The following is a 12,046-nucleotide window of genomic DNA, read 5'->3' on the forward strand; positions in this document are numbered from 1 at the left end:
CGGTGGCGGAATGACGGTCTTTGACAGGGGGGCTAGTTGGAGGAGAACACGAATAAAGGCTACGCGTAGCTCTCTTGAAGTTTCTTGGCAGCATCGCGCAACCTTGTCAGCAGGCTCGTGAGAATGCCCTCATAATCAGTCAGGTTGGTGATGCCTAGATGCGCCGCAACGTCCTTCAGCTTGTCGTCGCCCATGTCGTGATCAGCCCAAAGTCGCAGATCGTAGAGCCAGAAGAAAGGGGCTATCAAGTTGGTGCTGTCACCCAGGACATCGTTGTAGACATGTTCCAGCAACTTGTTCCCCTTCTTCCCCTTATCGAACTTCACACCTTTGATAGTGAGGAAATTTCGTAGCCCTTCGGTGTCGACGTTCTCGTTTATGATCTCATTCAGCTCGCTTATGAACCGGATGAAGTCGTCTTCGGACCGTATTATGATCCTGCGGTAACGGCGGACAGCATCGATGCGATCCTTAAACGAGCTAGGTTTGTAAAGCTGCAAGCCGTGCTTTGCCGCGAACCCAATGTTCCACTTCTCAAGCGCGTTGATCGCTTGGATTCCAATCGGGTGCCCCGTGAATACGGCTTCGATCTGTGCGTCGTAAAACTCCGACTTCATATCGTGCTGCGATGATATGTTGTGCTCACGCCAATGATACTGCTCGGATTCAGGCAGTTCCTTCAGGTCGCCCAGCCACGCGATTACGGCATTCTTTGAGTTGATGCCGAACGACATATAGCCGTCAGGCCAATAAATGGTGCCGTACGTCTCGCTGGCGAACTCCACCGCAATTGTCTTGCTATAGAGGTGCTTCACCAGTACTTCATTGTCGAAATAGACAGGTGTCAAGAAACCGTCGCCGAGGCCTTCAGCGGGGTCGAAATCGAAGGTGACGGCAGTGCTCATTTGTTGGCTCGCTAATGACTGCGGGGGGCAGCACTACATAGTCAATTTTTTCTATGTCGGCCATCTTTCCTATAACCGATCACCATCCGGAAACGACAAGTGGCAGCTCGTGATGTGTTCCTGCCCAAAAAGTAGATCAGCAGGTACTAAGTGCCGGCAAAGTTAGTCTGAGCGGCCTCATTGGAGGCGCGACGCTTGCGACTTTGCATCTAGCCAGCAATAACCGCTTAGGGCCGAGAGGCGACATAAGGCCGCGCTTGTTCAACTCAAGAGGCTGAGCCACCCAACCCATTTCACCCAACGCCCGTGAAAATCCGCCCGGCCGATCTCACGGGTTTCGCCCGTCGGCCACAGCGTGAGCAGGATCGCCGCCCCTTCCGGCTTGCCGTCGGCCTCAAGCTGCAGGCGGGCAAGCGGTGCGGCTTCCGTCGCGCGGGCGCCGGCTTCGGCGATCAGCGTTTCACCCTCAGCCTTCAGCGCGGGTGGCAGATATTGCCAAGCGATGGTGTGGTAGATGACATGGGCCATGCCCGGACGCGGCGTTGTCAGACGCTTCTTCAGCCAATCGATGGCGTCGGCCTTTTCCACCTTCAGGCCGCTTTCGGTTGCCATTTCAAGGGCTGCTGCCGTGCGGTCTAGGCGATCCTGCTGGTCGGCCCAGATGTAGGAGAAGAGCCGCAGGCGGTCGTCTTCTGAAGATGGGGCGAGCGGGTTCAGATCGCAGCCGGCGCGCTCAGTGATCTCGATCTCGGCTTGCGGTGGCGGCGGGCCTTCCCAGCGCGGGGCGAGTTCGACAGCAGAGGCCTTGCCCCAGTGGAAGTCTCCCAGTTGGTAGCTGTAGCGGTCCCATTGCAGGTTCAGCCCTGCGCTGGCGCCGACTTCCGAGAGGATCAGCGGCTTGCCCGTCAACGCCGCAATCGTCAGGAAACCGGGCAGCAGGGCGGAGGAGCGGCGTACCTCGTTGGTCTGCGGCGCGGATTTCAGGCGCTCCAGCATGAAGGCTTCGTCGCGGCGCAGGGTGGCCTCGATCGTGGCCCAGAGCGTGTCGTCGTCGACGGCATTCGGCGGATAGACGGCTGCAAGTGCTGAGTCCTGGCCGGAGCGGACAAGGGCATGCAGCGTGCCGGCGAGCCTGAGGGCGAGTGCATCGCCGGTGCCATCTGGATTGCCGGGCCAGCCGAGGATCATGGCGCCGACCCTCGTCTCATCCGTCAGCCGCTCTGCGGCGAGCGTGCACAGGCGCGCGGTGAAGGGGGAGCCGAGATCGGCGCAGGCTTTCGCCTGACGGAGGAAACTCTGGCGGATCAGTTGACTGCGTTCGTCACTCATCGTCGCAGTGCCTCTCGTGTCAGACGTCTTCCGGACGGTCCTTGGGGTCGAACTGGGAAATGGTAATCCAGTTGGCGGTGAGCGCCGGCTTACGCTCGTCCTCGATTTCGACCGTCACCTCATAGGTGTTCATCAACATGCCGGCGCCGCGGAAGCGGGCTTCGGCGAGCTTGAACGAGCCTCGGATCCGCTTGTCAGTCTTCACCGGCGACATGAAGCGCAGCTTGTCGAAGCCGTAATTGATGCCGAGCGTCTGTTCGCGGATCTTGGGCAGACAATTGTAGTTCATCGCGGAGAGCAGCGAGACGGTGAGGAACCCATGGGCAATGGTGCCGCCGAAGGGTGTCTCGGCGGCAGCGCGGACTGGGTCGGTGTGGATGAACTGGTGGTCCATAGTGGCGCCGGCGAAGGCGTCGATCATCGGCTGGTCGACCGTAATCCAATCGGATACGCCGACGATGGTTCCAACGAGGCCCGGCACGTCCTTGAGCGAAATCTCTTGCGGCATGAAAAGAACCTGATCCTTCAATAATTCCCGCAGGCTACAGCCGCTTGATGTCCTGAGGAAGAGGCTAACGTCACTGGTGGGGAAAAACTCAAGTTTCGATCCAGAAATCGACACTGCGCGCCTTCACCGTCAGCTTGGCGGCGCTGCGGCCCGTCTCGAGGCGGCGCCATTTGCGCTTGTCGTGTGCGGGGAGCGCGAAGTCCCTCGGCTCAGGCGATCGATTGAAAAGAACAGCGACATGGCAGTCCTTGGCCGTCTCGCGGTCAATGGACGCGAGCACCATGGCAAAGGCGCCGAGATCGGGCGTTTCCCAGTCGCCGACTGTCATGGGCAGACCGTCAGTGTTCAGCCAGCTGACGTCGCCGTCGCCGGTCAGGACACTGGTGTCCATGAAGCAGGAGAAGCGCTGGCGCATGGCGGCCAGACGGGCGGTCGTTTCGATCAGCTCTTCATCCGCCTTCGACCAGTTGAGCCAGGTGAGCGCATTGTCCTGGCAATAGGCATTGTTGTTGCCGCCTTGGCTGCGACCGAATTCGTCGCCTGCCGTCAGCATCACGGCACCCCGGCTGGCGAAGAGGGTCGAAAGCAGCGCTTCGACATCCTGCCTTCGCTTTTTCAGGATCGTCTTATCAGAGGTTTCACCCTCGACGCCATTGTTCCAGGAATGGTTCTCGTTGTGGCCGTCGCGGTTTTCCTCGCCATTCGCCTCGTTGTGTTTGTGCGCGTAGGACACGAGGTCGTAGAGCGAAAAGCCGTCATGGGCGGCGATGAAGTTGACGCTGCGGGTCTGGCCGTGGCCGTCATGGGCGAAGAGATCGGACGAGCCAGCCAGTGCCGTTGCGAGGTCGCCTGTCGTGCCGTCATCGCCCCGCCAATGGCGGCGAAAGGTGTCACGAGCGCGGTCGTTCCATTCGAGGAAGGCGGGCGGGAAACGGCCGAGCTGATAGCCGCCAAGCCCGATGTCCCAGGGTTCGGCGATCAGGATGCGGTCCTCCAGCACCTCGTCCTCAAGGATGGCCTTCAGCGTCGGGGCATCCTTATGGAAGCCGTCCCAATGGCGGCCCATGATCGGAGCGAGGTCGAAGCGGAACCCGTCAACGCCGGCCGAGAGGACGAAGTGACGGAGCGTGTGGACGATGAGTTGCCGCACAAACGGATGATCGCAGGCGAGCGTGTTGCCGCAGCCGGTGTCATTGACCAGCGTGCCGGGATCATCGGCGACATGACGGAAGAGGGAGCGGTTGTCGATGCCGCGCAGGGAGAGCGTGGTGCCGTGTACGTCACTTTCGCCGGTATGGTTGAAGACAAGGTCGAGGATGACGCCGATGCCCTCGGCATGCAGGGCGGCGACCGTGTCGCGCAGTTCCTTGACACCGCCGGGCACGAGGCGCGGATCGAGCGCCATCATGGCGACGGGGTTGTAACCCCAGCTGTTGGTGAGCCCGAGCGGGGGCAAATGCCGTTCATCGATCCAGGCGGTGATCGGCATCAGTTCGACCATCTCGACGCCGATCCGCCTGAGATGGGCGAGGATGGCGGGATGGGCGAGGGCGGAGAGTGTGCCGCGCTGGGATTCGGGCACGTCCGGATGCAGCATGGTCAGCGCCTTGACGTTGACCTCATAGATAAAGCCGGTGCGCTCGCCGAGCGGCATCATCGGCTTCAGCAGCTTGTGCGCCTTCAGGATCGCTTTCGGCATCAGGCCGGCGGTGTCTACGCTGAACTGGCCGAGGCGTGGGTCGTAAAAGAAGGGACGGTCGAGCTCGGTGGCGTAAGGGTCGATGAGCAGCTTGGATGGATCGTACCAGTGCCCTTGCGCCGGGTCATAGGGGCCGTGGATGCGGAAGCCGTAGCGGGCGCCTTCCTTCAAACCCTCGACGAAGACATGGTGCACATCGCCTTCGCCGCGGGTCATGGAGATGCGGGTGAGTTCGGTCTCGCCCCCGTTATCGAATAGGCAGAGTTCGACGAGATCCGCATGATGCGACCACAGACGGAAATCGGCACCCGTCTTGCCGATGATAGCTCCGAGCATCGCATGCGTCATGTCTCGCCTCGTGGTCGGGTTGATTCGCTCGCCCGATGGAACAATAGCAGGCGAGCGATCTTCGACCAGAGCGGTTGCGCTTACATGGCCTTGAGGTTCACCGCTTTAAGGGCCTCTTCCTTGCGCTCGCTATAGCGATCGGTGAGGTAGTCCGAGATGTCGCGGGTCAGATAGGTGAATTTGATCAGTTCCTCGCACACATCGACGACGCGCTCGTAATAGGCCGAGGGCTTCATGCGGCCTTCGCCGTCGAATTCCTGATATGCCTTGGCCACGGACGACTGGTTGGGGATAGTGATCATCCGCATCCAGCGGCCGAGCAGGCGCATGGCGTTGACGGCATTGAACGACTGCGAGCCGCCGGAAACCTGCATCACGGCCAACGTCTTGCCCTGGGTCGGGCGGACAGCGCCGACCGACAGCGGAATCCAGTCGATCTGCGCCTTCATGATGCCGGTCAGCGTGCCGTGGCGCTCGGGGCTCACCCAGACCTGGCCTTCGGACCATGCCGAGAGGTCGCGCAGCTCCTGCACCTTCGGGTGGCTCACCGGCGCATCGTCGGGCAGCGGCAGGCCTGAAGGGTCGAAGACTTTCACCTCGGCGCCGAAATGCTCGAGCAGGCGCTTGGCCTCCATCGCCAGCAGGCGGCTGAACGACACCTGACGCAGCGAGCCATAGAGGATCAGGATGCGCGGCTTGTGGGTCGAGAAGGGACGCCGCAGCGCCTCAAGATCCGGCATGCGCAGGTGGTCGAGATCGGCGGCGGGCAGGTCAAGTTCTGCATCAGACAATGCGCTTGCCCTCCGCATCGAGCACGGCTTCGCCGTCTTCCTTGACGAAGGCGGAGGTGAAGGCGTCGGCGGGGAGGATGTCGAGCACGACTTCCGACGGGCGGCAGAGGCGGGTACCCATCTCGGTGACGACGAGCGGGCGGTTGATCAGGATGGGGTGGGTGATCATGGCATCCAGCAGCAAAGTGTCGGTCAGGGCCGGGTCGGCCAGGCCGAGCTCCTCATAGGGCGTGCCCTTTTCGCGGATGGCCTCGCGTACCGAAAGGCCGGCGTCGGCGATCATCTTGGCAAGCTGCTCCTTGCTCGGCGGGGTCTTCAAGTATTCGATGACCACAGGCTCGATGCCGGCATGGCGGATGAGGTCGAGCGTGTTGCGCGAGGTGCCGCAGGCAGGGTTGTGGTAGATGGTGACGGTCATGGTCATCAGGCTCCTTGAGAATTTGTCTTGTGGGTCGCGCGGCGCTCATCGGCAAACAGCCAGGCGGCGAGCATGGATGCCAGCACTGCGCCGACGATCTGCGCGATGATGAAGCCCGGCAGGTCGAGGGGACGAATGCCGGCAAAGGTGTTGGTCAGGCTGCGGGCGATCGCGACGGCCGGATTGGCAAAGGAGGTCGAGGCGGTGAACCAGTAGGCCGCCGTGATGTAGAGGCCGACCAGCATCGGGATGGCGTCCGCCTTGAACCGCAACCCACCGAGGATGGTGAGGAGCAGGCCGAAGGTCGCGACCGCTTCCGCCGTCCACTGGGCCGAGCCTGATCGAACGGTCTCCGAGACCTGGAAGATCGGTAGCTCGAACATCGCATGGGCAATCAGCGTCCCAGCGATGCCGCCAAGGATCTGGGCCAGAATGTAAGGCAGGATGGCGGAGGCCTCAAACTCCTTGCGCAGGGCAAAAACCAGCGTGACAACCGGGTTGAAATGGGCACCGGATATCGGCCCCAGGATCGTGATCAGCACGAAGAGGATCGCGCCGGTCGGGATCGTGTTGCCGAGCAGAGAGACGGCGACATCGTCGGAAAGGCGGTCCGCCATGATGCCGGAACCGACAACGGTTGCGACCAGCATGGCGGTGCCAAGCGCCTCGGCTGCGAGGCGGCGGGAGAGATCGACCATGGTCTTCAGCCGGCCGTCTGTGTGTTGCTGCCGATTTTGTTCAGCCGCTTCTGCAGCGAGAGCTTGTCGAGGCTCGCCATCGGCAGGCTGACGAAGATCGAGATGCGGTGATTGAGCATGCGATAGGCCTCGGCAAAGGCGAAGTGCTTTTCGCTATCCGTGCCTTCAGCGGCAGCCGGATCGGGTACACCCCAATGGGCGGTCATCGGCTGGCCGGGCCAGACGGGGCAGGCTTCGGCGGCGGCGTTGTCGCAGACGGTGAAGACGAAATCGAGCTCAGGCGCGCCGGGGACTGCGAACTCGTCCCAATTCTTCGAGCGGGCAAAACCCGTGTCGTAGTTCATGCCCTTCAGGAGCTGCAGCGTGTAAGGGTGGACTTCGCCCTTCGGCTGCGAGCCCGCGGAATAGGCCTTGAACTTGCCCTGGCCGAGCCGGTTCAGGAGCGCTTCTGCGATGATCGAACGGGCGGAATTGCCGGTGCAGAGGAAGAGCACGTTGTAGATCTTGTCGGACATGGCCGGTCTCTCAGTTGGGGCGGGTGACTTCGAGGGTGGGTGAACAGCAGGCGAGATCGTCGATCAGCGGCTGGCAGAGGCTGGCATTGCCGCCGCAGCAATCCTTGAGCAGGTAAAGGGCAACGGCGCGGAAGCGATCGAGATCGGCTCGATAGATGATCGAGCGGCTCTGGCGTTCGCCGGTGACCAGACCGGCCTGCGAGAGCGTCGACAGATGCGCCGACATGGTGTTCTGCGGCACACCGATCAGGCGCGCGAGTTCACCTGCGGGCACGCCATCGGGTTCATGCGCCACCAGCAGACGAAAGGTCTGCAGGCGGGTCGGTTGGGCCAGGGCGGCGAGGGCCGCTATTGTCGATTTTTCATCCATATATCCAGAATAGTGGATACAATAGCGGAGTCAATTGGGGTCATGCCGCTGGCAAAGAAAAACCCCGGTGTCGAAGACGCCGGGGCTCGATGCGCGAGGGAAGGTCTCAATCGGATCAGGTGATGACCGTCGGCTCGTTCATGCCGGTGTAGCGCTTGATCTCGGCCACTTCCTCGGCTGCCGCGATCAGGTCGGCTAGGGCCGCTTGGGTCTCGATGCCGTGGCGGCTGGCGTCTGGTTCGTAACGTTCCACGTACAGGCGCAGCGTCGCGCCCGAGGTGCCGGTGCCGGAGAGGCGGAAGACGATGCGGCTGCCGCCCTCGAAGAGGATGCGGATGCCCTGGTTCTTCGAGACGGAGTGGTCGATCGGGTCGTGATAGGCGAAGTCTTCGGCGGCGCTGACGGTCAGGCCGTTGATCTGGGTACCCGGCAGGCTGTCGAGCTTGGCGCGGAGCGCTGCCACCAAAGCGTTGGCGTTGTCGGTGTCCACGCCTTCATAGTCGTGGCGGGAATAGTAGTTGCGGCCATATTCGGCCCAATGGGCTTCGACGATCTGCTTCACGCTCTGTTTGCGGGCGGCAACGATGTTGAGCCAGAACAGTACTGCCCAGAGGCCGTCCTTCTCGCGCACGTGGTCGGAGCCGGTGCCGAAGCTTTCTTCGCCGCAGACGGTGACCTTGCCGGCATCCATCAGGTTGCCGAAGAACTTCCAGCCGGTCGGGGTCTCGTACATGCCGATGCCGAGTTTTTCAGCGACGCGGTCGGCGGCAGCACTTGTTGGCATGGAGCGGGCGATGCCAGCGATGCCGTTCTTGTAGCCGGGGGCACAGGTGGCGTTGGCGGCGATCATGGCGAGGCTGTCGGAGGGCGTGACGAACATGCCCTTGCCGACGACCATGTTGCGGTCGCCGTCGCCGTCGGAGGCTGCGCCAAAGTCCGGGCCGTCGGCGCTCATGACGTCGTCATAGAGGGTCTTGGCGTGGACGAGGTTCGGGTCCGGGTGGTGGTGGCCGAAGTCGGGCAGGGGGACTTCGTTGCGCACGGAGCCTGCGGGCGCGCCGAGGCGCTTTTCGAGGATCTCGACGGCATAAGGGCCGGTGACGGCGCTCATGCTATCGATCACCACGCGGAAGCCGCCAGAGATCAGCGAGCGGATGGCGGGGAAATCGAAGAGGGTTTCCATCAGGTCGGCATAGTCGGTGACCGGGTCGATGACCTCGACGGTCATGCCAGCAAGGTCGAAGCTGCCGACGGTGTCTAGATCAATATCGGCGACGTCAGCGATCTTGTAACTGTCTATGGTACGGGTTCTGTCAAAGATCGCGTCGGTGATCTTTTCCGGTGCCGGGCCGCCATTGCCGATATTGTACTTGATGCCGAAGTCTTCGGTCGGGCCGCCGGGGTTGTGGCTGGCAGAGAGTACGATGCCGCCAAAGGCATGGTATTTGCGGATGACATGCGAGGCGGCCGGCGTCGACAAGATGCCGCCCTTGCCGACCATCACCTTGCCGAAGCCATTGGCGGCGGCCATTTTCAGCGCCACCTGGATGACTTCACGGTTGTAATAGCGGCCGTCGCCGCCGATCACCAGCGTCTGACCTTCAAAGCCTTCCAGGCTGTCGAAGATCGCCTGGATGAAGTTCTCCGCATAGTTTTCCTGCTGGAAGACCGGAACCTTCTTGCGTAGGCCGGATGTGCCCGGTTTCTGATCCGCATAGGGTTTCGTGGAGACGGTCGAGATCATCGATTACTGGCCTTTCGAGACGAGGCGTTGATAAAGATCGGCATAGGTCGCGCCACTCCTATCCCAGGAGACGTCGGACTTCATGCCCTGCTTCTGCAGTTGCGACCAGAGACGCTGGTCACTGTAGAGGCGAAGCGTGCGGCGGATGGCGCGACGCAGGGCTTCTGATGTCACCGGGGCAAACTGGATGCCGGTCGCGACACCCGCGGCAAGAGCCGCTTCATTGGCGTCGATGATGGTATCGGCAAGGCCGCCGGTGCGGGCGACGAGTGGCACGCAGCCATAGCGCAGGGCGTAGAGCTGGGTCAGACCACAGGGCTCGAAGCGCGAGGGCACAAGGATGATGTCCGATCCGGCCTGCATCAGGTGGGAGAGTTTCTCGTCATATCCCAGCACCATGCCGATGCGCCCGCGGTTGTGGGCTGCCGCCCCCTGCAACGTCGCTTCGATGCCGCTTTCGCCGGACCCGAGGATTGCCAGTCTGCCGCCTGCTGCGAGGATCTCGTCGATGACCTCAGGCAGGAGGTCTAGGCCCTTCTGCCAGGTGAGGCGGGAGATCACGCAGAAGATCGGGCCGTCGTCACCATCCAACCCGAAGCGTTCGACGAGGGCTGCGCGGTTGCCGGCTCGCTTCTTGAGCGTCGTGGCCGAATAGCCCGACGGCAGGAGCGGATCGCTGGCCGGGTTCCAGACATCGGCATCGATGCCGTTGACGATGCCATAGAGGTCGGAGGCGCGGCTGGCGATGACGCCATCGAGGCCCATGCCGAATTCGGGTGTCAGGATTTCCTCTGCATAGGAGGGGCTGACCGTGGACAGCGCATGGGATGTCAGGAGCCCGCTCTTCAGGTAGCTGATCGTGCCGTAATATTCGAGGGCCTCGTGCCAGGCGTGGGTGGGCAGGCCGAGATAGGGAAAGAGCGTCGCGCCGAACTGGCCCTGGAAGGCGATGTTGTGGATGGTGATGAGGCTCGGGACCTCCGGCGCCTCGGAATACCGCATGTAAACGGGCACCAGAGCTGCCTGCCAGTCATGCACATGGACGAGATCCGGCTTGAAACCCGCAACGGCCCCGGCCGCGATCTCCGCACCGACCTTGGACAGTACCGCGAAACGCTTCCAGTTGTCCGGATAGTCGCGGCCCTGGGTGTCGAGATAGGGGCCGCCCGAGCGCTCGTAGAGCGGCGGGCAATCGAGGATCAGGAGGTCTAGGCCTTCGTGTTTCACCTCAAGGAGTGTCGCCCGCTCGTCGAGGATATCCTCGAATTCGTGGACCTTCTTCGGCTTCTTGATCGCCTTCATCACGGCGGGATAGCCGGGAATGAGCGTCTTCGTCTCGACGCCATGGGCGGCGAGCGCGATCGGCAGCGCGCCCGCGACATCGGCGAGGCCCCCGGTCTTGATCAGCGGATAAAGTTCGGAGGCGACCGAAAGGACCTTCATCGAATTGGCTAACCCAGTTTGTCGATCATCGCCTGTGTGATGAGGCAGATCCCGTTTTCGCTGCGGCGGAAGCGCTTGGCATCCATTTCCGGATCTTCCCCGACGATCAGTCCTTCGGGGATCACCACGCCATGGTCTATCACGACATTCGTGAGACGCGCATGACGGCCAACCTGTACCTTCGGCAAGACCACTGCGCCCTCAAGGCGGGAATAGGAATTGGCGCGCACGCCGGTAAACAGCAGGCTCTTGTAGAGCGACGATCCGGAGATGATGCAGTCGCCTGAGACGAGCGAAGAGATGGCCGAGCCACGGCGCCCTTCGTCGTCATGGACGAACTTGGCGGGCGGGGTGATCTCCGAATAGGTCCAGATCGGCCAGGTCTTGTCGTAGAGATCCAGTTCCGGAACGATGTCGGTCAGGTCGATATTGGCCTGCCAGTATGCATCAATCGTGCCGACGTCGCGCCAGTAGGGCTCGCGCTCGAAGTCGGAACGGACGCAGGACTGAGCGAAGCGGTGAGCGACGGCCTTGCCGCTCTTCACCACGTAAGGGATGATGTCCTTGCCGAAGTCGCGGCTGGATTCCGGATCGGCGGCGTCTCGGCGCAGGAGTTCCATCAGGAACTTGGTGTGGAAGACGTAGATGCCCATGGAGGCGAGCGCGAGGTCCGGATTGCCCGGAATGCCCGGAGGGTCGGCGGGCTTTTCGACGAAGTCGATGATGCGGTCTGTCGCGTCGACATGCATGACGCCGAAGCCCGTGGCTTCCATGCGCGGCACTTCCAGGCAGCCGATCGTCACATCTGCACCCGAGGTGACGTGCTGCTGCAGCATCAGCTCGTAGTCCATCTTGTAGATGTGGTCGCCCGCGAGGATGACCATGTATTCCGGCGCGTAGGATTCGATGATGTCGGCGTTCTGGTAGACGGCGTCCGCCGTGCCCTCGTACCACTGGGTCTCGGACACGCGCTGAGAGGCGGGGAGGATGTCAAAGCTCTCATTGCGCTCCGGCCGGAAGAAGTTCCAGCCGAGCTGCAGGTGGCGGATTAGCGAATGCGCCTTGTACTGGGTGGCGACGCCGATACGGCGAATACCGGAATTGAGCGCGTTGGAGAGGGCGAAGTCAATAATGCGTGCCTTGCCACCGAAATAGACGGCGGGCTTTGCCCGGCGGTCCGTCAATTCCTTCAGGCGGCTGCCGCGCCCGCCGGCCAAAACATAGGCCATGGCATCGCGCGACAGGCTTCTTGCCGTTTTCTCGGTCATGTAATTCCTC

The 12,046-nt window shown here is 62.1% G+C and carries 12 protein-coding genes; all 12 read right to left on the reverse strand.

Going from position 1 to position 12,046, the window contains the following annotated elements:
- Window positions 1-59: 59 nt before the first annotated feature.
- Entirely contained in the window at window positions 60-905 is an 846-nt protein-coding gene (locus AC02Y0_RS02595) for a hypothetical protein (RefSeq protein ID WP_476382188.1), read from the reverse strand.
- Window positions 906-1,166: 261 nt separating this feature from the next.
- Window positions 1,167-2,234, reverse strand: coding sequence for a DUF2332 domain-containing protein (locus tag AC02Y0_RS02600; protein WP_476382190.1), 1,068 nt, complete (start codon window positions 2,232-2,234; stop codon window positions 1,167-1,169).
- A gap of 19 nt (window positions 2,235-2,253) precedes the next feature.
- Window positions 2,254-2,742 carry a MaoC family dehydratase gene (locus AC02Y0_RS02605; RefSeq protein WP_476382192.1) on the reverse strand — a complete coding sequence of 163 codons (489 nt, stop codon included), beginning with the start codon at window positions 2,740-2,742 and terminating at the stop codon, window positions 2,254-2,256.
- Window positions 2,743-2,830: 88 nt separating this feature from the next.
- Window positions 2,831-4,789: a glycogen debranching protein GlgX gene (gene glgX / locus AC02Y0_RS02610; RefSeq protein WP_476382193.1), complete on the reverse strand. Its 1,959-nt coding sequence runs from the start codon at window positions 4,787-4,789 to the stop codon at window positions 2,831-2,833.
- A gap of 80 nt (window positions 4,790-4,869) precedes the next feature.
- Window positions 4,870-5,598, reverse strand: a complete 729-nt coding sequence (arsH, locus tag AC02Y0_RS02615; RefSeq protein WP_476382194.1) for an arsenical resistance protein ArsH — start codon at window positions 5,596-5,598, stop codon at window positions 4,870-4,872.
- On the reverse strand, window positions 5,573-5,998 hold the full coding sequence (gene arsC, locus AC02Y0_RS02620) for an arsenate reductase (glutaredoxin) (protein ID WP_476383947.1): 426 nt from the start codon (window positions 5,996-5,998) through the stop codon (window positions 5,573-5,575). Before arsC ends, arsH begins: the two co-directional genes overlap by 26 nt.
- A 5-nt stretch (window positions 5,999-6,003) precedes the next feature.
- Entirely contained in the window at window positions 6,004-6,696 is a 693-nt protein-coding gene (locus tag AC02Y0_RS02625; RefSeq protein ID WP_476382196.1) for an aquaporin, read from the reverse strand.
- A gap of 5 nt (window positions 6,697-6,701) precedes the next feature.
- On the reverse strand, window positions 6,702-7,211 hold the full coding sequence (locus tag AC02Y0_RS02630) for an arsenate reductase ArsC (protein WP_476382198.1): 510 nt from the start codon (window positions 7,209-7,211) through the stop codon (window positions 6,702-6,704).
- A gap of 10 nt (window positions 7,212-7,221) precedes the next feature.
- Window positions 7,222-7,581, reverse strand: coding sequence for an ArsR/SmtB family transcription factor (locus AC02Y0_RS02635; protein WP_148166783.1), 360 nt, complete (start codon window positions 7,579-7,581; stop codon window positions 7,222-7,224).
- A 115-nt stretch (window positions 7,582-7,696) separates the two neighbouring features.
- Window positions 7,697-9,325 (reverse strand): alpha-D-glucose phosphate-specific phosphoglucomutase, encoded by a 1,629-nt coding sequence (locus AC02Y0_RS02640; RefSeq protein WP_476382201.1) that lies wholly within the window; start codon window positions 9,323-9,325, stop codon window positions 7,697-7,699.
- A 3-nt stretch (window positions 9,326-9,328) separates the two neighbouring features.
- Window positions 9,329-10,768, reverse strand: coding sequence for a glycogen synthase GlgA (glgA, locus tag AC02Y0_RS02645; RefSeq protein ID WP_476382203.1), 1,440 nt, complete (start codon window positions 10,766-10,768; stop codon window positions 9,329-9,331).
- Window positions 10,769-10,776: 8 nt separating this feature from the next.
- Window positions 10,777-12,036: a glucose-1-phosphate adenylyltransferase gene (glgC, locus tag AC02Y0_RS02650; protein WP_102018417.1), complete on the reverse strand. Its 1,260-nt coding sequence runs from the start codon at window positions 12,034-12,036 to the stop codon at window positions 10,777-10,779.
- Between the last annotated feature and the right edge of the window lie 10 nt (window positions 12,037-12,046).

This window comes from Allorhizobium sp. nf9_anc (assembly GCF_056323085.1).

Bases quoted from the DNA above. Each gene is read 5' to 3' on its own strand.
- AC02Y0_RS02595 (WP_476382188.1), bottom strand. From the start codon at position 905: ATGAGCACTGCCGTCACCTTCGATTTCGACCCCGCTGAAGGCCTCGGC.
- AC02Y0_RS02600 (WP_476382190.1), bottom strand. From the start codon at position 2,234: ATGAGTGACGAACGCAGTCAACTGATCCGCCAGAGTTTCCTCCGTCAG.
- AC02Y0_RS02605 (WP_476382192.1), bottom strand. From the start codon at position 2,742: ATGCCGCAAGAGATTTCGCTCAAGGACGTGCCGGGCCTCGTTGGAACC.
- glgX (WP_476382193.1), bottom strand. From the start codon at position 4,789: ATGACGCATGCGATGCTCGGAGCTATCATCGGCAAGACGGGTGCCGAT.
- arsH (WP_476382194.1), bottom strand. From the start codon at position 5,598: ATGCGGAGGGCAAGCGCATTGTCTGATGCAGAACTTGACCTGCCCGCC.
- arsC (WP_476383947.1), bottom strand. From the start codon at position 5,998: ATGACCGTCACCATCTACCACAACCCTGCCTGCGGCACCTCGCGCAAC.
- AC02Y0_RS02625 (WP_476382196.1), bottom strand. From the start codon at position 6,696: ATGGTCGATCTCTCCCGCCGCCTCGCAGCCGAGGCGCTTGGCACCGCC.
- AC02Y0_RS02630 (WP_476382198.1), bottom strand. From the start codon at position 7,211: ATGTCCGACAAGATCTACAACGTGCTCTTCCTCTGCACCGGCAATTCC.
- AC02Y0_RS02635 (WP_148166783.1), bottom strand. From the start codon at position 7,581: ATGGATGAAAAATCGACAATAGCGGCCCTCGCCGCCCTGGCCCAACCG.
- AC02Y0_RS02640 (WP_476382201.1), bottom strand. From the start codon at position 9,325: ATGATCTCGACCGTCTCCACGAAACCCTATGCGGATCAGAAACCGGGC.
- glgA (WP_476382203.1), bottom strand. From the start codon at position 10,768: ATGAAGGTCCTTTCGGTCGCCTCCGAACTTTATCCGCTGATCAAGACC.
- glgC (WP_102018417.1), bottom strand. From the start codon at position 12,036: ATGACCGAGAAAACGGCAAGAAGCCTGTCGCGCGATGCCATGGCCTAT.